19 protein-coding genes are annotated in these 22650 nt (G+C 72.3%); 13 read left to right on the top strand and 6 right to left on the bottom strand.

Annotated features, from left to right (window positions below; all coding sequences use genetic code 11):
* Nucleotides 1–17: 17 nt before the first annotated feature.
* The gene (locus tag AB0J74_RS33005; protein ID WP_363455127.1) at nt 18–1400 is read left to right on the top strand and encodes a glycosyl hydrolase family 18 protein; all 1383 of its coding nucleotides are present in this window, start codon (nt 18–20) and stop codon (nt 1398–1400) included.
* 104 nt (nt 1401–1504) lie between these two features.
* Here the strand turns inward: AB0J74_RS33005 and AB0J74_RS33000 are convergent, their stop codons facing one another.
* On the bottom strand, nt 1505–2128 hold the full coding sequence (locus AB0J74_RS33000) for an NAD(P)-binding domain-containing protein (RefSeq protein ID WP_363455123.1): 624 nt from the start codon (nt 2126–2128) through the stop codon (nt 1505–1507).
* 72 nt (nt 2129–2200) lie between these two features.
* Between AB0J74_RS33000 and AB0J74_RS32995 the strand changes: the two genes are divergently transcribed.
* A complete protein-coding gene (locus AB0J74_RS32995) occupies nt 2201–2800 on the top strand; it encodes an iron transporter (RefSeq protein ID WP_363455120.1) in 600 nt (199 codons plus the stop codon).
* Here AB0J74_RS32995 and AB0J74_RS32990 read toward each other — a convergent pair.
* Nucleotides 2797–3723 carry an SDR family NAD(P)-dependent oxidoreductase gene (locus AB0J74_RS32990; RefSeq protein ID WP_363455117.1) on the bottom strand — a complete coding sequence of 309 codons (927 nt, stop codon included), beginning with the start codon at nt 3721–3723 and terminating at the stop codon, nt 2797–2799. The genes AB0J74_RS32995 and AB0J74_RS32990 overlap by 4 nt on opposite strands.
* 87 nt (nt 3724–3810) lie before the next feature.
* Here AB0J74_RS32990 and AB0J74_RS32985 point away from each other — a divergent pair, with 87 nt between their 5' ends.
* Nucleotides 3811–4389: a TetR/AcrR family transcriptional regulator gene (locus tag AB0J74_RS32985; protein WP_363455114.1), complete on the top strand. Its 579-nt coding sequence runs from the start codon at nt 3811–3813 to the stop codon at nt 4387–4389.
* 40 nt (nt 4390–4429) lie between these two features.
* The gene (locus tag AB0J74_RS32980) at nt 4430–5395 is read left to right on the top strand and encodes a phosphotransferase (protein ID WP_363455111.1); all 966 of its coding nucleotides are present in this window, start codon (nt 4430–4432) and stop codon (nt 5393–5395) included.
* Nucleotides 5396–5469: 74 nt separating this feature from the next.
* On the opposite strand, the gene AB0J74_RS32975 is transcribed toward AB0J74_RS32980, so the two are convergent.
* Complete coding sequence (locus AB0J74_RS32975; RefSeq protein ID WP_363455108.1) at nt 5470–6033, bottom strand: TetR/AcrR family transcriptional regulator; 564 nt, start codon at nt 6031–6033, stop codon at nt 5470–5472.
* A 92-nt stretch (nt 6034–6125) separates the two neighbouring features.
* Here AB0J74_RS32975 and AB0J74_RS32970 point away from each other — a divergent pair, with 92 nt between their 5' ends.
* Entirely contained in the window at nt 6126–8312 is a 2187-nt protein-coding gene (locus AB0J74_RS32970) for an MMPL family transporter (RefSeq protein WP_363455105.1), read from the top strand.
* A gap of 205 nt (nt 8313–8517) precedes the next feature.
* Here the strand turns inward: AB0J74_RS32970 and AB0J74_RS32965 are convergent, their stop codons facing one another.
* Nucleotides 8518–8994, bottom strand: a complete 477-nt coding sequence (locus AB0J74_RS32965) for a hypothetical protein (RefSeq protein WP_363455103.1) — start codon at nt 8992–8994, stop codon at nt 8518–8520.
* Between the two features lie 214 nt (nt 8995–9208).
* Between AB0J74_RS32965 and AB0J74_RS32960 the strand changes: the two genes are divergently transcribed.
* The 5 genes from AB0J74_RS32960 (at nt 9209) to AB0J74_RS32940 (ending at nt 15428) form a co-directional block, all read left to right on the top strand.
* The gene (locus AB0J74_RS32960) at nt 9209–9511 is read left to right on the top strand and encodes a hypothetical protein (RefSeq protein ID WP_363455100.1); all 303 of its coding nucleotides are present in this window, start codon (nt 9209–9211) and stop codon (nt 9509–9511) included.
* Complete coding sequence (locus AB0J74_RS32955) at nt 9508–11112, top strand: amidase (RefSeq protein WP_363455098.1); 1605 nt, start codon at nt 9508–9510, stop codon at nt 11110–11112. The genes AB0J74_RS32960 and AB0J74_RS32955 overlap by 4 nt, the downstream gene beginning before the upstream one ends.
* Nucleotides 11113–11171: 59 nt before the next feature.
* Nucleotides 11172–11738 carry a dihydrofolate reductase family protein gene (locus AB0J74_RS32950; protein WP_363455095.1) on the top strand — a complete coding sequence of 189 codons (567 nt, stop codon included), beginning with the start codon at nt 11172–11174 and terminating at the stop codon, nt 11736–11738.
* Between the two features lie 92 nt (nt 11739–11830).
* A complete protein-coding gene (locus AB0J74_RS32945) occupies nt 11831–13906 on the top strand; it encodes a hypothetical protein (protein ID WP_363455092.1) in 2076 nt (691 codons plus the stop codon).
* Nucleotide 13907: 1 nt separating this feature from the next.
* A complete protein-coding gene (locus AB0J74_RS32940) occupies nt 13908–15428 on the top strand; it encodes a hypothetical protein (protein WP_363455090.1) in 1521 nt (506 codons plus the stop codon).
* Here AB0J74_RS32940 and AB0J74_RS32935 read toward each other — a convergent pair.
* On the bottom strand, nt 15425–16648 hold the full coding sequence (locus AB0J74_RS32935) for an MFS transporter (protein WP_363455087.1): 1224 nt from the start codon (nt 16646–16648) through the stop codon (nt 15425–15427). The genes AB0J74_RS32940 and AB0J74_RS32935 overlap by 4 nt on opposite strands.
* Nucleotides 16649–16754: 106 nt before the next feature.
* On the opposite strand from AB0J74_RS32935, the gene AB0J74_RS32930 reads away from it, so the two are divergent.
* Both AB0J74_RS32930 and AB0J74_RS32925 read left to right on the top strand, forming a co-directional pair.
* Nucleotides 16755–18137, top strand: a complete 1383-nt coding sequence (locus AB0J74_RS32930) for a tryptophan 7-halogenase (protein WP_363455084.1) — start codon at nt 16755–16757, stop codon at nt 18135–18137.
* 5 nt (nt 18138–18142) lie between these two features.
* Entirely contained in the window at nt 18143–19192 is a 1050-nt protein-coding gene (locus tag AB0J74_RS32925) for an NAD-dependent epimerase/dehydratase family protein (protein ID WP_363455081.1), read from the top strand.
* On the opposite strand, the gene AB0J74_RS32920 is transcribed toward AB0J74_RS32925, so the two are convergent.
* On the bottom strand, nt 19125–21143 hold the full coding sequence (locus AB0J74_RS32920; protein WP_363455077.1) for an ATP-binding protein: 2019 nt from the start codon (nt 21141–21143) through the stop codon (nt 19125–19127). The two genes, AB0J74_RS32925 and AB0J74_RS32920, sit on opposite strands and share 68 nt — an antisense overlap.
* 94 nt (nt 21144–21237) lie before the next feature.
* Here AB0J74_RS32920 and gntF point away from each other — a divergent pair, with 94 nt between their 5' ends.
* On the top strand, nt 21238–22503 hold the full coding sequence (gene gntF, locus AB0J74_RS32915; protein ID WP_363455074.1) for a guanitoxin biosynthesis pre-guanitoxin forming N-methyltransferase GntF: 1266 nt from the start codon (nt 21238–21240) through the stop codon (nt 22501–22503).
* Nucleotides 22504–22650: the final 147 nt, after the last annotated feature.

Here is a 22650-nt window from a genome sequence, read left to right as displayed (position 1 = left end):
GTCCGAAAGGTCCGCCCATGACCATCCGCAAGAGATCGCCGTTCGCCGCGGCCGCGCTCGCCACGGCCACCGTAGTCGCCGGCACGCTGGCCGGCGTCACCGCGTCGACCGCCGCCTCCGCCGCCGTCCTGCCCAACGGTTTCAAGAGCATCGGCTACATGCCCTCCTGGGCCGGCAGCGCGACCGCGATCCAGTATTCCAAGCTGACCCACATCAACTACGCGTTCGTGCTGCCCAACGCCAACGGCAGCATCACCGCGGTCGACAACCCGAGCAAGCTCCAGCAGATCGTCAGCCTCGGCCACGCCGCCAACACCAAGGTGCTGATCGCCATCGGCGGCTGGAACGACGGCAACGACTCGGGCTTCGAACAGATGGCCGCCAACTCCGGCGCCCGCGGCACGTTCGTCAACAACGTGGTCAACCTGGTCAACCAGTACGGCCTCGACGGCGTCGACATCGACTGGGAATACCCCGACCCGGGCACCTCGGGCGACAACTTCACCGCGCTGATGTCGCAGCTCAGCTCGGCCATGCACAGTCGCGGCAAGCTGCTCTCCGCCGCGGTCGTCAGCGGTGGCGGCACCGCGCAGGGCGTGCAGCCGGCCGTGTTCGGCTACGTCGACTACCTCAACATCATGACCTACGACGGCGGTACGCCCCACGCCAACTACAACTGGACGATCGACAACATCAACGGCTGGAAGGCGCGCGGCCTGCCGGCCAGCAAGGCGATCGTCGGCGTGCCGTTCTACAGCCGCCCGGGCGGCATTCCCTACAACCAGATCGTGGCGATGAACGCGGCGTACGCCAATCAGGATTGCGCCACCATCAACGGCGCCCAGCAGTGCTACAACGGCCTGCCGACCATCCGCAGCAAGACCCAGTGGGCGATGTCCAACGCGGGCGGGATCATGAACTGGGAGCTGTCCCAGGACCCCAACAACGCCAACTCGCTGGTCAGCGCGATCTACACGGTCGCGACCGGTGGCGGCGGCCCGACCAACCCGCCGACCGGGCGCACCGGCCGGATCACCGGCCTGGCCGGCAAGTGCGTCGACGTGGCCGCTGCGAGCACCGCCAACGGTACCGCCGTCCAGCTCTACACCTGCAACGGCACCAACGCGCAGACCTGGACGGTGTCCGGCGACGGCACGCTGCGGGCGCTGGGCAAGTGCATGGACGTGGCCAGCGGCTCGACCGCCAACGGTGCGAACGTGCAGCTCTGGGACTGCAACGGCAGCGGGGCGCAGGTCTGGCAGGCACAGTCCAACCAGACGTTGCGCAACCCGCAGTCGAACAAGTGCCTGGACGTACGCGACAACAGCTCCGCCGACGGCACCCGCCTGCAGATCTGGGACTGCTTCGCCGGCGCCAACCAGCGCTGGGTCCTGCCCTGACGACCTGACACGGCCGACCCCCATTGCTCTGCACCCCTACAGGAAGCGCCCCGTGAGAAGAGGTGCTTCCTGGAAGGGTGCAGAGCAAACGCTGGCGAACGGACCTACCGGGTGGCGGCCGCCAGGGCAGCGACCGCGCCGGCCGCGTCGGCGTCGGCGCCGTACACCGGTGTGCCCGGCTCCTGCCGCCAGCTCTCGTCGAGCGGGCCCGCGTCCACCGGGTCGAAACCCAGCTCGTCGATCAGCGACGACACCACCTGCTTGGCCGCCGCGTCGTCGCCGGCGACCGGGATCGCGATCCGGCCGGGCGCGCCCGCCGGCCGCGCGCCGGCACCGAGCGGCCGGTAGTTGATCGTGTTGAACGCCTTCACCACCCGCGCGCCGGCCAGATGGTCGGCGACCCAGCGCGCCGACGGCGTACCCGCGGCGATGGCTTCGATCTGGCCGTCGCGTTGCGGGTAGTAGTTGTTGGTGTCGATCACGATCTTGCCGGCGAACAGGCCGTCGGGCAGGTCCGGGACCGCTTTCGTGGGGATGGAGACGACGACCACGTCGTGGTCGGCCGCCTGGGCGACCGTGCCGGGCGTCACACCGGGCGCGGCGACCAGGTCTTCGTCGTGCGTTTCCGGCCCGCGCGAGTTGGCCACCACGACCCGGTGACCGAGCGCGCCGAGCCGCCGGGCGAGCGTGCCGCCGATGTTGCCGGCGCCGATGATTCCGATGTCCATACCAGGCAGAACGCCACGGCCAGCGGTGATCTTCCCCGGTTATCCCGGCAGCCGGGCGGGTAACCCGCAGGCATGACCACGGAACCGACCTACCCGCCGATGGAAGAGAGCAACGAGGCAACCCGCGAGGAACTCCGGGTCGCGCGGGAACAGGGTGACGCCTACGGGCACGCGCTCGGCGCGATGGCCGACGAGGACGGCGCCGCCACCGCGCGGGCCGGTGACTACCTGGTCGCGTTCATCAACGAGAACGCCGAGGGCATGTACATGCTGGAGGACGGCGTGCTGCTCTGGCGCGAGGCGGCACCGGACGCCAACGTGCACCTGGAGGTCGCGGTCGCCGACGCCGGTGACGGGCGGTTCGTGCCGGGGCTGCGGGTGCACGTCGACGTCGAGCGTGACGGCAAGCCGATCCTGACCAACGTCGAGTTGCCGTTCCTCTGGCACCCGTTCCTCTACCACTACGGCGGCAACGCCAACGTGCCCGACGCCGGGCCGTTCGACGTCACCGTGCGGATCGCGGCGCCGACGTTCATGCGGCACGATCCGGTCAACGGGAAACGGTACAGGGAACGGGTGGACGTGCGGTTCGAGAAGGTGGTGTTCGCCAACGGCCGCAAGGAGAGCCCGGAAGGCTCGCCCCGCGGCCAGGACGCGCCGACCGCGACCTAGGAGAGCGAGATCTCCCACAGCCGGGCGGCCGCTTCCGGGTCCAGCGCGTAGGGCGCCACCCCGGTCCGGGTGCCCGGCACGTTCGGCGCGGCCTCGGCGCAGTCCTCGAAGTAGCGCCCGGTCACCGCGGCCACCAGCGGCGACGCGGCCAGCAGCACCGAGGTGGCGGCTCCGTGCTCGGGCGTACGCCACATCGCCGCGCCGCCGCCCGCGGCCCGCCGGGCGCGATCGATGTCTTCCTCGCTCACGTGCCGCTGCAGGTTGGTCCGGATGCTGCCCGGGTGCAGCGCGTTGACGGTGATCCCGTCGTCGGCCCACCGGCGACCGCCCTCGACGGCGAACAGCACGTTGGCCGTCTTCGACTGGCCGTAGGCGGACCAGGGCTCGTACTCGCGATGGTTGAAATGGATGTCCTCGAAGACCACAGGCGAGCGCAGGTGGGCCGACGAGCTCACCGCGACGACCCGGGCGCCCCGCGCATCCGCGAGGAAGCGGTGCAGCCCGGTGGCGAGCGCGAAATGGCCGAGATGGTTGGTGGCGAACTGCATTTCCCAACCCTCGGGTGTACGCGCCAGTGGCGCCGCCATCACGCCCGCGTTGTTGACCAGGATGTGCAGCGGGCCCTCCCAGCTCGCGACGAAGGCGCCGACCGAGGCGCGGTCGGCGAGGTCGAGATGGCCGACGTGGACGGCCTTGTTGCCCGTCGTGGCGATCAGGTCGTCGGCGACCCGGGCGCCGTCGGCGAGGTTGCGCACCGCGATGGTCACCTCCGCACCGGCGCCGGCCAGGGCGCGGGCGGTCTCGATCCCGATGCCCGACGCGCCGCCGGTGACGATGGCGCGGCGACCGGTCAGGTCGACGCCGTCGACGACCTCTGCGGCGGTAGAGGCGGCGGTGAACGGTGTGACGAAGCGTTCAGACATGCTTTGTCTCCTTGGTAACGTCGAACCGGAGGATCCTCCGCAACCGTATCCGGAGGTTCCTCCGGTTGCCACCTGAAGGGAGCTGTCGTGTCCGCCACTCCGCCGCCCCGCGCGCTGCGCGCCGACGCCCGCCGCAACCGGGACCGGCTGCTCGCCGCCGCGGTCTCGGCCTTCGCGCGCGACACCGACGCCACCCTCGACGCGATCGCCAAGGAGGCCGGGGTCGGCATCGGCACCCTCTACCGGCATTTCCCGACCCGCGAGTCGCTGGTCGAGGCGGCCTACCGCAACGAGCTGGGCCGGCTCTGCGACGCCGCACCCGAACTCGGCGCGACGCTGCCGCCGGACCGGGCGGTGCGGGCGTGGATGGACCGGTTCGTCGACTACCTGGCCACCAAGCGGGGCATGGCGACGGCACTGCGCGCGGTGATCGCTTCTGGCGGCGACCCGTACGCGGAAAGCCGGGGCCGCCTGCTCGCCGCGATCACGCCGCTGCTCGACGCGGGCGTCGCGGCCGGCACGATCCGCTCGGGCGTCGATCCGCTCGACGTGCTGGTCGCGCTCAACGGCGTGAGCCTCGCGGCCGGCTCGCCCGAGCAGCGCGAGCAGGCCGGCCGCCTGCTCGACCTGCTGATGGACGGCCTGCGAGCGCGTCCGACCGGCTAATTGGTGTGCCGGCCGGTCGCGCTGTCTCTACAGTGCTCGCGTGCGGACCACGATCGTCGATGGAAACGACTGGCTCGACCCCGGCTGGCGGTCAGGGGCCGACGCCTGGGTGACCGACCGGCTCGCCGCCGCGGGCGTGCGCGTCGACGGCCCGATCGAGCAGACCCGGGTGCGTCCCTGGTCGGTGAGCCACCGGGTGCCGACGGCCGGCGGGTGGCACTGGTTCAAGGCCAACACCTACGGCTGCCGCTACGAGGCCGCGCTCGCGTCGGCGCTGTCGCGCTGGGTGCCGGCGGCGGTGCTGTCGCCCGTGGCCGTGCACGCCGAGCGCGGCTGGCTGTTGACCGCCGACGCCGGCCCGATCCTGCGCGAGACCGGTCCGACGCTGGCCCAGTGGGCCGCGCTGCTGGAGCAATACGCGCAGTTGCAGCGCACCCTGGCCGCCCGGGCCGACGAGATGGTGGCACTCGGCGTCCCCGACCAGCGGCCGGCCGCCCTGCCGGCGCTGCTCGGCGACCTGCTCGACGATTCGTCGGTGCGGGCCGACCTGGGCGCCGAGCGGCTGGCGGCGGTCAGCGCGCTCGCGCCCGAGGTGGCCCGCTGGTGTGCGGAACTGGCCGCCGACGGGCTCGGCGCCTCGCTGCAACACGACGACCTGCACGACGGCAACGTGTTCGCGAGCTACCGCTTCTTCGACTGGGGTGACGCGAGCGTGGCCCACCCGTTCGGCACCCTGCTGGTGACGCTGTCGTCGGCGGGCTACACGTTCGGCCTCGACCCGGGCGCGCCGGAACTGCTGCGGCTGCGCGACGCCTACCTGTCCGGCTGGCCGGGCGACCCGGCGGCGCTGCGCCGCTCGGCCACGCTGGCCTGCCGGGTGACCCGGGTCAGCCGGGCCCTGTCCTGGCGACGGGCCCTCGACCGCTCGGCCCTGCCGCTCGACGACGACGTGCGCACCGCGCCGGCCGAGTGGCTGGGCGAGCTGACCGAGCCCGACGTCATCTGACGGCGGTCACCGCGACCGCGCTGCAATGCATCGTGAAGCCACCGCCGGGCCGCGCCGGTTCGGCCAGCGGCTGGCTAGGGCGCCGTTCTGGTCGTGAGCACGAGTTCGGCCGACTCGAGCAATGTCTGTCGCACCAGGTCGTCGGGCACGTCGTCGAGGGTCGCACCGGCGGTCAGGGCGGCCCGGAGCAGCTCCTGCACCGCCACGGCGCGGATCCGGGCCTCCGGCGACGGTGCCGGGCCGGCCAGCCAGTCGCGTAGCCGGTTGTTGGTCTCGACGAGGTCGTCGAGCAGCGGCGCGAGGGCCGGGAGCATGCCGGCGGCGTCGCGCAGGAACAGGTTGGCGATCGCGCGATGGGCCAGCATCGTGTCGACGCAGCGCCGCAGGACCCGCCGCACGGCGTCGGGGGTGTGCGGGCCTTGCTCGGCCTCCAGCACGATGTCGCGCCATTGGCTGACCAACGGGCGTACGACTGCGACCAGAAGGTCCTGTTTAGACGGGTAATGGTAGTAGAGCGAGGCCTTCGTGATGCCCACCCGGTCGGCGATCTCACGCAGGCTCGCGGTGGCGTAGCCCCGGTCGCTGAACAGGGCCAACGCCTGCTCGCGGATCCGGTCGCGCGTCGCGCCGACGTCCATGGCCACCTCCCGGCTCGGCCGGCGGTGCGCTCGGCCCCGCGAGAATAACGGGCCGCGCGCGACCGCCCCCTCCACGTAGGATTCTCTCTACCGTGCGGCAGGTTGGGGGAGCGATGTTCGAGCGGTTGGGCAGATTCGTCGTTTATAAGCGCTGGTGGGTCATCGGGGCGTGGCTCGCGGCAGCCATTCTTTCTTTCGCTTTCGCGCCGTCGTTGGTCACCACACAGGACCAGGCAGACTTCCTGCCCAACAGTTACGAGTCGGTGAAGGCGACCGAGATCACGCAGGCGGCGTTCGGCCGGACCGACGGCGCGACCGCGACGATCGTGGTCAAGCGCGCTGACGGCGGCCAGCTGACCGAGGCCGACCAGGCGGTTGCCGGTCGGCTCGCGTCGACGCTGTCCGCCGCCGGCATCGCGAAGGTCACCGGTGCGGTCACCGGCCCGCAGGCGGTCTCGCCCAACAAGCTCGTGCAACTCGTCACCGTCGGCCTGGGCGACAACCCGTCGGATCCGGCCCTGGTCACGGCGATCAAAGACATCCGTGCCGCGAGCGATCCCGTGCTCGCCGGCACCGGTCTCGAGCGTCGCGTCACCGGTGACGTGGCGCTCTATGCCGACAACGACGACGCGTTCAACAACGCGTTCCTGATCGTCGCCTTCGCGTCCGTGCTGCTGATCCTGGTGCTGCTTCTGATCATCTACCGCAGCCCGCTGGCCGCCCTGCTGCCGATCGTCACGGTCGGCATCGTCACGGTCATCTCGACCGGCCTGATCGCGACGATGGCCAAGGTGTTCGGCCTCGACGCCGACCCGTCGATCGAGATCATCCTGACCATCGTGCTGTACGGCGTCGGCACCGACTACGTCGTGTTCCTGCTGTTCCGCTTCCGTGAACGGTTGCGGGCCGGCGACCAGGTCAAGCCGGCGCTGGTCACCTCGGTCCACCGCGTCGGCGAAGTGATCGCGTCGGCGGCGGGCGCCATCGTCATCGCGTTCCTGGCTCTGCTGCTGGCCGTCTTCGGCGCGTTCCGCAGCCTGGGCCCGGCGCTGGCGATCGCCGTCGTCATCATGGGCCTGGCCGCCGTCACGCTGGTGCCGGCCATCGTCTCGCTGCTCGGCACCGCGGTCTTCTGGCCGTCGAAGAGCTGGAAGCGGGTGCCCAAGGGCACCGCGTTCCAGCGGCTCGGCCGGTTCACCGGCCGCCGTCCGGCGGTGGTCGCGCTGGTCTCCGGCGGGCTGATGATCGCGCTCGCGGCCGGGGCCCTGTTCATGAAGACCGACTACGACCAGAACGCCCAGTTGCCCAGCGGCACCGAGTCGTCGCAGGGCTTCGAAGACCTCCAGACGGGCTTCCCGGCCGGCGCACTTGCCCCGACCCAGGTGATCGTGCGGGCCGACAACGGCGCGAAGGTCGACCGGGCGTCCCTGACGGCCTTCGCCGACCGGCTGCGGGCCGTGCCCGGCGTAGGCGGCATCATGCCGGGCCCCGACGGCAGCCCGGCCACCCTGAGCCAGGACGGCACGGTCGCGATGGTCCAGTTGCTGCTGGCCGGCAGCCCCTACGCCAACGAGTCCCTGGCCCTGGCCGGCGGCGACCTGCGCGACGCCGCCCACGCGGCCGCACCGCCCGGCACCCGGGCCTACGTCGGCGGGATGAGCTCGATCTTCGCTGACGTCAAGTCCGCCAACGACCGCGACCTGCGGGTCATCTTCCCGGTCGCGGGCGTGCTGATCGCCCTGATCCTGGCCCTGCTGCTGCGCAGCCTGGTCGCGCCGATCTACCTGATCGTCGCGGTCGTGCTCGGCTTCTTCTCCACCCTCGGCGCCACGGTGATCGCCTTCCAGGGCATCGGCAACCGCCCCGGCCTGTCGTTCACCCTGCCGATCATCCTGTACCTGTTCGTCGTCGCCATCGGCACCGACTACAACATCCTGATGATCGCGCGCCTCCGCGAAGAGGCGCGGTTGGGCAACGACCCCCGCACCGCCGCCGACCTGGCTGTCGAACACGCGGGCCCCTCGGTCGGAGCGGCGGGCCTGATCCTGGCCGGCACCTTCGCGTCGATGATGCTTGCGGGCATCGCGTTCCTGGTCGAGATGGGCTTCTCGGTCTCGATCGGCATCTTGATAGCCGCCTTCGTCATGGCCATGTTCCTGGTCCCGAGCGTCACTGCCCTGGTCGGCCGCCGCGCCTGGTGGCCGGGCCACGCCGACGCCGCACCAGCGGCACCGGCCGAGCCCGACCTGGCCCTTGCGGCTCGTGCCGGCACCGACTGATCCAACCGCCTGGCCCCACGCCGTCACGGGCGTGGGGATCAGCCCGAGTTGGTCTGGGTAACCGTCCCGGGGTGACCGATGCGACCGACTGATCCTCGTGCCGTCACAGGCGTGGGGCAGGCGACTTGGCCTGGAGCTGCCGTCGCTGACGGTCACTGATGCGATTGGCTGATCTGCGTGCCACCGCAAGCAGGCGGGTGGCGGGTCAGATGCAGGTGGGCCGCAGGTCGCGGGGCGTGTAGGTGATCCGCACGCGGTAGGTCCGCTCGCCGTTCCCCACCACCTGGAGCTGCCACGTGCAGTCAGTCCCGTCCGGCTTCACGCCGGAATAGACGTCGTCGCCCTGGTCGAAAGCCTGCCAGCCGCTTGCGCCGGCCGCCTCCGCATAGAAGCGGGCGACGTCGTCGGCGCCGGCCCCGCTCACCTCGCTGTCGAGCATCCCGGGTCGCGGAGGCCACGAATCCTCCCAACCGCAACTGACCGTCTCGTTCACCGGTGTGGCGCTGGCGCCGGGCGGAACGCGGGTCAACACCGGCTCCCGGCGCAGCGCCTCGACCGTCGTCGGGTCCGGGTGGCAGTCGCGGGCGGCCGGGTTTCCCGACACCGCGTCGGCCAGCCGGCCGCAGCCGCCGAGCAGCACACTCGCGCTGACCGCGAGGCAGACCACGCCGAATCGCCCCACCAGCTGACTCCCCAGTTCCGATGTCCGGCCGAACATCATCATCAGCGGTCCCGCCGGTGCGATCAAGATCGCACCCGCAAGGCAATGATCGGCTCAATTGTCCACATGAGTGCTGGTCAGGGCGTCTTCACCGCGCCGTGATCTTGGTGTAATCGCTCCGAGATGGACGGATCGCAGATTGGCAGCCATCTGTCCGTCGTTGCAAGGAGTGCCCATGGCGCCCACCCCGCCGACCGACGCCGAGCTGGATGTGTTCATCCGGGCCCGGCTCGCCTCCCTCGGAATCGACCTGGACCAGCTACCCGCGGGCACCGCGGCGGACCCGGAGACCGGCGCGCCCGGCCGCGACTCCGTGCTCGCCTCGCTGCGCTCGTTCGTGCGCGGCACGATCGGGACCCTCGCCGCGTACCAGCTGCCCGCACCCGCCGGCACCGATCCGGTCGTCGCCCGAGCGTTGTCGCAACAGCCGGCGCCGCTTCTCTACCCCTCGATCAGCACGCATTGGCGGCAGTCATGACCATCGAGCAACCCGCCGACCGCACCGTCGACCGCCGGGCGTTTCTCGCCCGGGCCGCCGCCCTGGCCGCCGTCACCACCGCCGGCGCGGTGGCCCTGCCGGCCATCGCCAAGGCCACCGGCCGGCACCAGCCCGACCTCGACACCGCGAACGCCTTCGTCAAGCCAAGGCCCGAGGCGCTCGCCGACCCGACCGAACTCACCCTCGCCGAGGCCGCCTGGCTGATCCGCGAGGGCAAGCTGCGTCCCGAGGACCTTCTCGAGGCCTACCTGGCCCGGATCGCCGCGTTCGACAGCACGTACCAGGCGTTCAATCTGGTCCTGACCGACCAGGCCCGGCAAGCCGCCCGCCGCCGGCCCGGAAGGGGCGCCCTGCAGGGCATCCCGTTGGCGATCAAGGACAACTACTACACCGAGGATGTACGCACGACCGCCAACTCCTACCTCTTCCAGGATTTCATCCCGCCGTTCGACGCGACCGCGGTCGCCCGGCTCAAGGCGGCCGGCGCGATCGTGCTCGGCAAGACCCAGATGGGGCCGCTCGCCACCACCCGGGCGACCACTCCGGACGGTGTTGTCACGACGGTCAACGCCTGGACACCGACCGACCCGCGCACCGACCCCGGCGGCTCGTCGACCGGCACCGCCACCGCGGTCGCCGGCCGGATGGTCACGGCCGGCACCGGCACCCAGACCGGCGGCTCGATCACCGCGCCGTCGAACGCGCAGAACCTGACGGGCCTCAAGCCGACGATGGGCCGGGTCTCGCTGCACGGGATCATCCCGCTCAGCTACACCCGCGACCATCCCGGCACGCTGGCCCGCGACGCCAAGGACGCCGCGATCATGCTGACCGCGATGGCGGGGGAGGACCCGGACGACCCGCGTACGCAGGGATTGCCCGATGTTCCGAACCTGATCGACGCGGCCACCCCCGTCTACCTCCGCGGCAAGCTCAAGCTGCGCTGGAACACCCGGATCGGCGTCACGCCCGGCTTCGCGACCGGCATGTCGGCGACCGCGCTGGCGAGGCAGGCCTACCTGGCCAAGCTGGCCGACATCCCCGGGGCGACGCTGGTCGAGGTGCCGCTGCCCGACGAGTGGGACCTGCTCACCGGCAACACGTTCAACAACGTGCGGCTCCCGGAACGCAGCGAGCCGTTCATGCCCTACCTGCGCGACAACCTGCGCGGCTTCGGCGTCTCGCTGACCGCGTGGCTGCAGGGCGCCCTGTTCGGCGGCAACGAGTTCCTGACCGGGCAGCGGGCCAAGCTGCTGCTGCTGGAACGCGTGCTGGAGCAGACCTTCGACCTGTGTGACGTCGTGGTCCAGACGCAGCCCGTGGGCTTCGACATCCTCGGCCTGCCCGAGATCGCCTTCCCGATCGGCTTCAGCGCCGCCGGCGTCCCGATCGGCACGATCCTCGGCGGCCTGCCCTACGGGGAGGACCGGCTGCTCTCCATCGCGGCGGCCTACCAGGCGGTGACCGACTGGCACCACCGCCGGCCGGCCGACCCGCCCGCGGCCAGCGCCGGTGCCCGGGCGGCCGAACCGGCCCGCGCCCGCCTCACCGCCGACGAGGTGGCACTGCTGACCCAGTGAGCGACGGTGACCCGGGCCGGGACCACGGCCCGGGTCACCACCGGTGGCAGGATGAGCCGATGGCCAACCTGATCTACTCTGCGATCGCCTCGCTCGACGGCTACACCGCCGACGAGAACGGCGAGTTCGACTGGGCGGCGCCCGACGCCGAGGTGCACGCGTTCGTCAACGACCGCGAACGGTCGGTCGGCACCTATCTCTACGGTCGCCGGATGTACGAGACGATGGTCTACTGGGAGACCGCCGAGATCGCTGTGACCGGTGACGAGGAGACCGCCGTAACCCGGGACTACGCGCGGATCTGGCAGGCGGCCGACAAGATCGTTTATTCGTCGACATTGGACGCGACGGCGAGCGCGCGCACCGTCATCGAACGAGCCTTCGACCCCGACGGCGTACGCCGGCTGAAGAAAGCCGCGACCGCGGACATATCCGTCGGCGGTCCCGGGCTGGCCGCCCACGCGCTCGCCGCGGGCCTGGTCGACGAAATCCACCTCTACCTCAACCCCGTCGTGGTCGGCGGTGGCACCCGCGCGCTGCCCGCCGGCCTGCGCCAGAACCTGACCCTCGCCGACGAGCACCGCTTCGCCAACGGCGTCGTCCACCTGCGTTACGCGGTCGGCTGAGTCCGTTTTCGGACAGCCGGCGCGGATATTGGTGGCCGTCGCTGGGCCGGTCGCATAGGTTGACCGGAGACGCACCGAAGGCGAGGCCAGGCATGCGGGTCAGCGGGAGGCTCACCGGCAGTCCGGGCCCGGCCGCCCGCGCCGACCCGTTCCGTGACCTGCGCGCCCTGATCGAGACGTTGCCCGTGCCGTCGGCGCCGCCTACCTACACCCAGCGGGAGGCGGCCCTCGGGCTGGCGCTGATGGACCTCTCGCTGCGGCTCGAACACGTGCCGCGGGTGGCCGAGCACCTCACGCTGATCGACCGCGGCCACATGACCCGCTCGGTCAGCGTCGACGTCGACCTCCACGCGATCGCGGCCACCCAGCGCCGGCGGATCATGGCGCCGGCCGACGCCGGGCGCGGGACGTCGCTGTGGATCCCGGTGTCCCGCTACAGCCGCAGCGACCTGGCGCCGGTGGTGGTCAAGGACTCGACCGGCGTGGTCGTTCCGCGGTTCACCCAGCGCGACTCCAACCGGGTGACCGCCGCCGCGTTCGTCCGGCTGCTCTCGATGCTGATCGACGCGCACCGCGACGTGACCGTGCGCGACACGGTCGTCCACAAGCTGCGGCACACCCACCAGCGGTCGCGCTGGCTGATCGAGGCGGCGATCGCCGAACTGGTCACCGCGGGGTCCTTGCCGGAGACCGGGATCCGCACGCCGTTCGACTACGCGCGGGTGGCGCCCGCCGACGGCGGGCCGGGACGCGAGGTCGATGCCCGCGCGATCCGCGACCTCGCGTTCGCCGGCATCGAAGAGTTGTGGCCGCTCGACACCCGGCTCCCGTTCGCCCACCTGCTCGGGCTGGCCTGCAGCCAGTTCATGCTCGTCGTGCTGCTCGACTCCGCGCACCCGCGCCGGTTCCTGCGCTGGGACGCGCCGCTGCTGCCGGCACACCGGCCGCGCGCACCGGTGCAGCGCTTCGTGCAGAGCGTGCTGCCGGTCAACCGCGAGTTCGTCGTCGAATACGAGACCGCCATCCCGCGCTCGGTCGGCGCCTACCACCTCACCGTCGAGGTCAACGAAGAGGTGAGCGTCCGCCGGTTCGTGATGTCGAGCGACGTCGACGACGACTTCGTGCAGACGCTCACCCAGGACGTGGAGATGCTCGCCGAGGCCAGCGCGGGGCAGGCGCCGCACCGCAAGCTGCTCGAACTCGAACTGCAGGGTATCGCGTCGCGGCTGGCGGAGATCGGTCGCCGCCGGCTGACGGACCTGACCAACTACCGGCGCTACATCGCCGAGCGGCACCGGTCGCTGGCGGCCACCGCGGCCGGCTCTCGGGCGGAGGGGATGACCAGCGACGAGGTCGTCGCCGCCCTGGGCCGGGGCGACTGCTCGGTGCCGGTGCTGGCCGCCTTCGCGGCGCACTATTCGGCCGACGGCATGCGGCACCTGGCACGCAGCCCGCTCGCCGGGGTCGCGCTGCGGCCGCTCGCCGCCGGCATCCGCCACCACCAACTGGGCCACGACATCACCACCGACAACGACCCGCGCGAGCACGGCGCGCACGCGCATTGGCGGCGACCCAACCTCGACCTCAGTCCACACTCGACCGAGCCGGTCCGTGCGGTCGCCTACCTCTCGCTCGCCGACGAGGCGCCCGCGCTGATCGAGAGCATCACCCGGGTGGTCGCCGGCCTGGCCCTGGTCGTGCTCGGCATCGGCACGCTGCTGACCGGCGGGGTGCGGTGGCTCTACTCGGCGCAGATCGCACCCGACTCCATACCCCAGCAGGCCGACGCCGTCGTGGCGGTGCTGCTGCTCGTGCCCGGCCTGCTGATCGCCCGGCTCGACCTGCCCAGCACTCACTCGGTGCTCGGTCAGTTGCGCCAGTTCCAGCGGTCGCTCGCCATCGCGTCCGTGGTCGTGACGACCGGCCTGGCCATCGCCGCCGGCGCCGTGCACACCGATCACGCGATCACCCGCGCGTTCCAGGCAGGAGTGGCGGTGCTCGGCCTGATCCTGCTGTGCTGCCTGCTCGAGTTCGTCGCGCGGCGGGCCCGGCGGCGCAGTCCTGTGCCGCGATGTGCGCGCCTGCCGCGCTGGCTGTCGGTGGCCGCCGGGCGCCCGCGCCGGCCGCGCGCCCCGGACGCGGTCTTCGACGCCCGCGGTGAGGTGTGAGATGGCCGTCCATACCAGCAGGTCGTCGGAACTGGCCCGGATCGCGGCCGAGGCCGCCGGTGCCGACACGTCCTCGGTGCGGCTGCGCCTGGTCCATGGCCCGGCCGGCTTGGCGCCCGACGGGCTGACCAGGCCGCTGCCGGCATTCGACCCGCCGCTGCACGACCTCGCGCAGTGGCCGAGTGACTTCTGGTTGTTCTCCGTCGCCGGTCTCGCGATGGCGGTGTGCGCCTGGCCCACGCCGGCGACGGTGTTCACCGAGCCCTTCGAGGTGGGCGCGCCGCAGCCGACGGACCGAGCGGAGACCGTCGCGTACGACGGCTTCTCGGTTCCCATTCCCGGCTTCCTCAACGAGCCCAACCGCCGGATCGACGCACTGCTCACCCTCAACAGCACCCACTGGGCACCGTCATATCGCGACTGTCTGGTCACCGGCGCGGTGCTGGCGCAGATCTGTGAGCTGGCCGTCGAGCGCGGCCACGGGCCGATCGTGCACCTGCACACCCCGGTCGCGCCGTTCGTCGATCAGCAGGTCTCGGCCCGCGGCGACGGCTCGCACGAACGGCTGCGCGACGCGGTCGGCCCCTGCGTGCGGCTGTCGGTCGCGGTCAACCCGCACGAGCCGACCGCGCGGTTCGACTTCGAGCAGGGCCTGGTCGCGATCGCCGAGGAATACGGCCTCGGACTCAAGCTCAACGACCGGCGGTTCAACCGGGTGCCCGGCGAGTGGTTCTCGATCCGCGGCTTCGACCGCGAGCGCTACCGCCAGGTGCGGGCCCGGATGTTCCCGGACACGCCGATGCACCTGCCCAAGCACGCCATGATCGCGAGCGTGATCGGCCCCGCCCGGCTCGGGATGGCCGCCGACGTGATCGCGCGGATCCGCGCCAACGGCGTCGGCGTCCTGGCCGCGGCGGTGTCGAGCGTGCGCAAGGTCGGGTTCATCAACCTGGTGCTGCCGATGGGTGAGGGCGCCGATCTGGGCACGCCGGCCTGGTCGGGGCCGTGGGACGACGGGGTCAAGCTGATCGCCGAGCGCTGTCGCAGCTTCGACGCCGACGGCGCCGACCACGGTGACCATGGAGCGTTCGCCGGCTTCAAGGTCGCGCTGAGCCAGCCGATGCAGTGCTCCTACCCGCAGTCGAGCCGGCGGACCGGGGCCTCGGTGACCGGCCGCGTCCCGTACCCCTTGTGGCTCCGCTGGGAGCTGCCCAACCGCACCGTCGGGTCGCCGCTGCTGCTCACGATGGTGCGGGAGAATCTCGGGCTCTACGCCGAGCACACCGAGATCGCGTACGCGCAGGCCCGCGCCGGTCGCGGCGACGTCGTGCGCGGCCGGGCCAAGCTCGTGGTGCTGCTGGCCCAGCCGCCGCGTGACGTCGCCGACGCGCACGCGGTGCTCAACGAGGTCGCCGAGCGGGTCCAGGAACGCACCCTGGAGCAGCTGTCCGACATGCGCCTGGTCGGTCCCGGCCGGGTAAGCCTCCGCCTGTCACCGCGCGAACGCTGGCTGACGACCTAGGCCGGCGACGGTTCGACCGCCGTCGGCAGGCTGACGGGCGGCACGAGCAGCAGGCAGAGGACCGCCGCGACGGCGACCGTCGTGCAGGACGCGATCGTGATCGTCAGGACGCCGCCGTGTCCGGCCACGAGGGGTCCGGCGACGGCGCCGGCCAGCATGGCGACCGCCTCGCCGCTGAAGAACACCGCGCTGACGCGGCCGAGCACCGCGTTGGGGATCACCCGCTGGAGCGTGCTGGCCGGGAGCACCAGGATGATCGGGCCGACGGTGCCGACGAGCACGGCCGCGGGCAGCGCACCGGCGAGTGTTTCGGCGCCGAAGAGCAGGTAGAAGCCGGCGCAGGTGGTCGCCAGCGCGGCGGCGAGCAATGCCCGCGGCTGGGTGCGGCCGGCCAGCAGCCGCAGGGCCGGCGCGCCGAGCAGGAAGCCGACGCCGAGCGCGGAGACGACGAAGCCGACCGCCTCCTGCCCACCCCAGTGGGTCACACCGAACGGGACCAGCAGGGCGCTCAGTGCCGCGTTCGACGCCACGAACAGCACGGTGATCGGCAGCAGCCCACGGGCGACCGGCGCGCGACGCACCGCGCGCAGGCCCTCCCGGAGGTCGGCGGCGATCTGCCTCACCGACGCCGCCGACCGCTCGGCCACCGCCGCCACCCGGCTCATCAGCACGATGGTCAACCCCGACAGCAGGTAGCTGGCGACATCGATCAGCACCAGTGCCGGGAAGCCGAGCAGTACCAGCAGCGCGGCGCCGAGCGGGCCGCCGACCAGCCGCATCACGCCGTCGGTCAGCGTGTTCAGCGAGTTGGCCGCGGTCAGGTCGCGCCCGGTGCCGACCACGATCGGCGTGTGGGCCTGCGCGGCCGGCCGGAAGAACAGGGAACCGGTGCTCTCGGCGGCCAGGGCCACATACACGATCCAGACCTGGTCGGGATGGCGCGCGAACAGCAGCAACGCGACCGCCGCGGCCCGGCCCAGGTCGGCCGCGACCATGACGGTGCGCCGGTCCCACCGGTCGACGAACACGCCGGCCAGTTGGCCCAGCAGCAGCACCGGCACGAACTCCGCGGCCAGGGTGAGCCCGGCGGCCATCAGCGACCCGGCCAGCGCGAAGACGTGCGCCGGCACCGCGATCAGCAGCAGCCACGAGCCGAGTTGGCTGACCACCCGGGCCGCGAAGAGCAGCCGGAAGTCACGGAGGCGCAGCACCTGGAACACGCGGCCTCCGGCTTGCTGGACAGCTATTGGCCACGAACTGACCTGGCGGATGAGCGGCTGCCCGGTCGATCCTCGGCGCATCGATTCGCGCATCCGGAGGTGCCCGTTGTCAAGGATTCTCGTGCTCGGCGCCGGCCTGTGCGGCCTGACGTCCGCGATGCTGCTGGCCCGTGACGGCCACCAGGTCACCGTGCTGGAACGCGACCCGGCCGAACCACCGCCGCCGGCGGATGCCTGGCAGGCGTGGCAACGGCCCGGCGTCAACCAGTTCCGCCTGCCGCACCTCATGGCGCCGCGGTGGCGCGTCGAGATGGCTGCCGAACTGCCCGAGGTGCTCGACGCGCTGGAGGCCGCCGGCGGGCTGCGGACCAACCTGCTCGGGCTGCTGCCGGAGCAGCGGCGGGGGCAGTGGCGCGACGGCGACGAGCGGTTCGAGACCGTCACCGCCCGGCGGCCGGTGCTCGAATCCGTGCTCGCCGCGGCCGCGGCCGAGACGGCCGGGGTGGCCGTCCGGCGCGGCGTCACGGTCAGTGGCCTGGTCACCGAGGGCACCCGGGTCACCGGCGTCCTCGCCGAAGGTGGCCACACGTTGCGGGCCGACCTCGTGGTCGACTGTGGCGGCCGCCGCTCGGCGCTCGGGTCGTGGCTGATCGCCGCCGGCGCCCGGCGGCCGGTCGAGGAGCGGGCCGACTGCGGTTTCGTCTACTACGGCCGGCATTTCCGCGGCCGGCTGCCCGAGGGTCGGGCCACCGTGCTCCAGCGCTACGAGTCGGTGTCGATCCTGACCCTGCCGGCCGACAACGATACCTGGAGCGTCGCGCTGATCGTCAGCGCCCGCGACAAGGCGCTGCGTGGCCTGCGCGATCCGGCCCGCTGGGACGCCGCGCTGGCGGGCTATCCGCTGGCCGCGCACTGGTGCGACGGCGAGCCCACCCCGGGCGTCGACGTGATCGCCGGCATCGAGGACCGCCATCGCGGGTTCGTCGTCGACGGTGAGCCCGTCGCCACCGGCGTCGTCGCGGTCGGCGACGCATGGGCGTGCACCAACCCGTCGCTCGGCCGTGGTGCGGCGATCGGCCTGCTGCACGCCATCGGGCTGCGCGACGTGCTGCGGGAGACGGACGGCGATGACGACAAGGCGGTACGCCGGTTCCACGACTGGACCAGCGCCGCGGTCGAGCCGCTGTATCGCGGCACCCTCTGGTACGACCGGCACCGGCTGGCCGAACTCGACGCCGACGCGGCCGGCGTGCCCTACCGGCCCGACGACGAACGGTGGGCGTTCAGCCTGGCCACCTTCGCGGCCAGCCTGGTCGACCCGGACGGCGCCCGGGCCTACCAGGCGCTGACCTCGATGCTGGCCACGCCCGACGACCTGGCCAGCCAGCCGGGGCTGCCGGAGAAGATCATGCGGCTCGGCGCGTCCGCGCCGTCCTACCCGCTGCCCGGTCCCGGCCGGCGGGAACTGCTCGCCGCGGCTGGCGGGTGACCGCCATGCGGGTACTCGTCACCGGCGGCACGGGCTTCGTCGGGTCGCACAGCGTCGCCGCCCTGATCGAGGCCGGGCACTCGGTGCGGTTGCTGGTCCGGTCGCCGGCACGGATCGCGCCGGCACTGCGCCCGTTGGGGGTGGCCGGGCGTCTCGACCACGTCGTCGGCGACGTCACGGATCCCGGATGTGTCGAGCGGGCAGTGGCCGGCTGCGACGCGGTGCTGCACGCGGCGGCGGTCTACGACCTCGACTCCCGGGCCCATCGGGCGATCGAGCGGACCAACGCGGCCGGCGCGGCCACCGTCTTGCGCGCTGCCGTGGCCCACGGGTGTGACCCGGTCGTGCACGTCTCGAGCTTCGTGGCGCTGATGGCGCGGGGCGCCACCTGCACGCCTGACTCGCCGCTGTCCTCGACCCGGGCGGCGTACGCCCGATCGAAGGTCGCGTCCGAGGCGGTGGCCCGCGAGCTGCAGGCCGATGGTGCGCCGGTGGTGATCGTGCATCCCGGCGGCGTGCTCGGTCCGCACGACCCGCATCACGGTGACCAGGCCCGCCGGTTGCGCACCATCCTGCGTGGCGGCTATCCGGTCTGGCCGGCCGGCGGTTCGCACGTGGTCGACGTGCGCGAGGTGGCGGCGGTGCACACGGCCGTGCTGGCCGCCGGGCGTGGGCCGCGCCGCTACGTCGTGCCGGGCCATCACGTCGACGGTCAGGCGATGTTCGCCGCCCTGCGCGCGGTGACCGGGCGGCGGCTGCCGAACCGGGTGCTGCCCGCCGGCATGATCCTCCCGGTGGCCTGGGCCGTGTCCGGGGTGCAACGGTTCGTGCCGGTCCACCTGCCGATCGAGTACGAGGGTGCGTTGATCTGCTCCTACGACACCCGTTTCGACGACTCGCGGGCCCGGCTCGAACTCGGGGTCGAGCCGCGACCGCTCACCGAGACGTATGCCGACACGGTGCGTTGGCTGCATGCCACCGGTCAGCTCAACGCGCGTCAGGCCGGTGCGGCAGCCGCACGTCGCCGATCTCCACGGTCCACAGTAGATCGGTGAGCTGTTCGAGGGCGCGGGCCAGGTAGCGGCGGTAGGTGCTCAGCGGCAGGTCGAGCACCTGGGCGGCGGCTTCCTGGGTGGGCGCGGGCCGCAGGTAGGTGCGATGCAGGACAGCTGTCAACTGATCGCCCTTGGGCCGGTCGGCCAGGCTCGCGACGGCGGCCTCGATCGAGGCGCGCAGTTGCTCCGGCGTCGGGCCGGTGGCGGTGGACGCGAGCGCGGAACCCATCAGCGGGCTGGCGCCGACGTGGTCGGGGCGGTGCAGCACGGGAAGCAACGCCTTGACGGCCGTGGCGAACCGGGTGCGGTCGAGCGGCGGCGGGCGGAGCAGGGCGGCCGGCGCCGGGCCGCTCTCGCCCGAGTGCCCGCGCTCGCGCATCAGGTCGAGCCAGGTGTCGACCGGCAGGCGGCGCCAGTCGATGCCGAACGCCACGTGTCGCCGGCCGCCGGCCTCGACCTCGACCAACCGGGCGAACGCCACGTGGTCGAACCGGGGCGCCCAGAACTCGGCGTCGCTGGTGATGCCGAACGACCAGGCCAGCGGGCGGGTCAGCCACTCGATCACGCTGGAGACGGGTGCGGCCAGGGCGGCGTAGGGGTCGCGCTGATAGTCGTTGGCACCGCCGACGTGCCGGACGATGTTGACCAGCTCGCCGGGCCGGGTGGGCCCGTGCCTGGCCACATGGTCGAGGACGGCGCGGACGACCGGATCGCGTTCCTCCAATGTGGAACCGCTCGGGCAGAACAGGTGATGGGCGAAGCCGGCGACGCCGCGGTCGGGCGTACGTACGACATAGAGGTGTTCGGGTTGCTCGTCGAGCCAGGCCCGCGCGAGCTCGGCGCTGCCCTCGAACCGCTCGACGATCCGGCAGACCTGGACGTGGTCTTCGGCGCGGGCCGGCACCACCGCGGCGGAACCGTAGGCCCGCAGGGCCGTGAAGGCGCTGGCGAACGGGCTGTTGCGCTGCAGGAAGAGCAACCCCTGGGCATGTCGCTGCCGGTCGGGCCCGCTGGTCGCGCGCAGGCCGGTCACGGTGTGTGCGTGGATCTCGCGGCGGTGCGCGTGGTAGCGCTCGGGCATCCGCCGCTCGAACTCGGCGTCGAGCACGTCGCGGGCCAGGTCGTGGGCGAAGAGTCCGCGCGGGCCGCGGGTGACGAACGGCCGGCCGGCGAGCCACCGCCAGACCTCGGGCGCGTCGGCGCCAACCATTCGGCCGAGCAGGTCTTCGGTCGTCAGCCAGGCGATCGCGCAGGTCGCGAGCCCGGTGAGGTGCGCGTCGCCGGGGACGTCGCGCAGGAACGACTCGAGCAGTGCGGAGATCAGGTCGGGCGCGTCGGCGAGCGCGTCGGGCACCGTGCCGGTCGCGGCGAGGTCGGCCAGCAGGGCGATCGTCAGCGGATGCCCCTGGCCGAGCCGCGCGAGGTGCGCCCGCACGTCGGGGGCGACGCCGGCACGTTCCAGCAACGCCCGGCTCTCGGCCGCATCGAAATGATCAAGATGGTGTACGGCGACGAGCTGCCGCCAGCCCGCATCGGCCCGCCACGGCGCGCTGGGCTGGTCGCGCCCGGCGAGCACGACGACGGTGTCGGCGCTCAGGCCCGGCACGAACTCGTCGCGCAGCCAGTCGTCGATCGGCCGGAGCTCCTCGTAGCCGTCGATCAGCAACACCGTGGTTCCGCTTCGCTGGCCGACCGCGGTGGTCAGCCCTTCCGGCGACGGGTCGACCTCGCGCCCGTCGACGTGCACGACGGCTCGCCCGGCGGCGCGGGCCCGGGCCCGGAACTCGGCGAGCAGCGTGCTCTTGCCGATGCCCCCTTGCCCGTGCACGAACAGCACGCGGCGCGTCGTGCGCCCGGCGAGGGCGTCGTCGAAGCTGGCGACCTCGTCGCGACGCCCGACGAATCGCTCGCGCCGCGCGCTGTCGAGCAGCTCGCCCAGGCTGGTCGCCACGGGGTCCACTGTGCGCCGTCGGGCGGGGGTTTGGACAGGGATTAACAACTATCTGACGTGGCGGGTGACTGGCGGCCTCGCCGACCCTGCGGTCATGTCGCAGTGGGGAACCTGGACGGTCACCGTCGCCGCCACGGCAGCGTCGGCGTACGCACTGGATGTGGTCGCCGCGGCGGCCGGCGCCGCTCTCGTCGCGGTGGGTGTGCTCGACGGCCTGGCACTCGAATGGGTGGTGGGTTGTCTGGTCGCGAGCTATGTGATCTGGGGCGTCGGGCTGCGGACCAACCTGCGGGCCAACGGCGCGTTGCTGGCGGCGACCGGGACGAGCACGAACGTGTTGTCGAAGGCGGCGTTCGACGTGGCCCGGCGCCGGTCGCGTCGCGCGGGTGTGCCGCGCGTGGCGGCGGCCGTGGCGTACGCCGGCACCGAGGTGGCCAAGGAGACGCCCTACTACCTCGCCGCGTTCGGCGCGGCGGCCGCGACGGACGCGATCACGTCGACCGACGCGCTGGTCTTCCTGGCCGGTGCGAACCTGGCGGCGGCCGGGTACGAGTACGGCCTCGGCCGGCTGACGGGCCTGTTTCTTCGCCGCCGCCGCCGCTACGCGTCCTTCGACGCGGACTGGGTGCCGCGGCGCTATCTGGCCGACTACTACTCGGTGGTCGAGCCGGACGAGATCGCGACGATTGCCTTCCTGGTCGCGTCGCTACGCTCGGCCAGCCGCGACGAACCGATTCTGTTCTTCGGCGTAGGCCCGACGATGCACCACGTCTTCGCGGCGGCGGAGATCGCGTCGGAGATCCACCTGGGCGACTACCTGCCGGCGAATCTGGACGAGATCCGGCGCTGGATCGACCGGGCGCCCGGCGCGCACGACTGGCGGCCGTTCGTCTCTTTCACGCTCAAGTGCGAGGGGATCGCGGAGCCGTCGGACGACGAGGTCTCGTTCCGCGAAGACCTCACCCGAAAGAAGATCACCCAGCTGATCCGGGTCGACGCGATGCGGCCGCGCCCGATCGCCGGTCAGTACGCGACGGTGATCAGCCCGTACTGCGCCGACTCGGCCACCGGCGATCTGGTGACCTGGCGCCGGCTGATGCGCAACATCACCGGCCTGGTCCGCCCGGGCGGCCTGTTCGTCACGGCGGCCTTGCACCGGTGCAGCTTCTATCTGGTGGGTGGTCGGCGCTTCCCGAGCGCGAACGTCTCCGAGTCGGACGTCCGCGAGATCCTGCGGCGCGACTTCGATCCGGTGGTCGAGGTCTGCCCGACGGGCCAGGACGACAGCCACGGGTACGCCGCGGTCATCCTCTGCCAAGCCCGCCGCCACCCGGTGGCGGCCGGATCAACCGTCGGCTGATGACTGGCGGCAGATTAAAGGTCACGATCGCTTCGTCGCCGCGTGGCCTTGTGGCCTTGTGGCCTTGTGGCCTTGTGGCCTTGTGGCCTTGTGGCCTTGTGGCCTTGTGGCCTTGTGGCCTTGTGGCCTTGTGGCCTTGTGGCCTGT

Origin of the sequence: Asanoa sp. NPDC049573 (genome assembly GCF_040676615.1) — a bacterium.
Lineage (GTDB): Bacteria > Actinomycetota > Actinomycetes > Mycobacteriales > Micromonosporaceae > Asanoa.
Note: the sequence above shows the minus strand (reverse complement) of the source record. Positions and strands in the feature narration are given on the sequence as shown.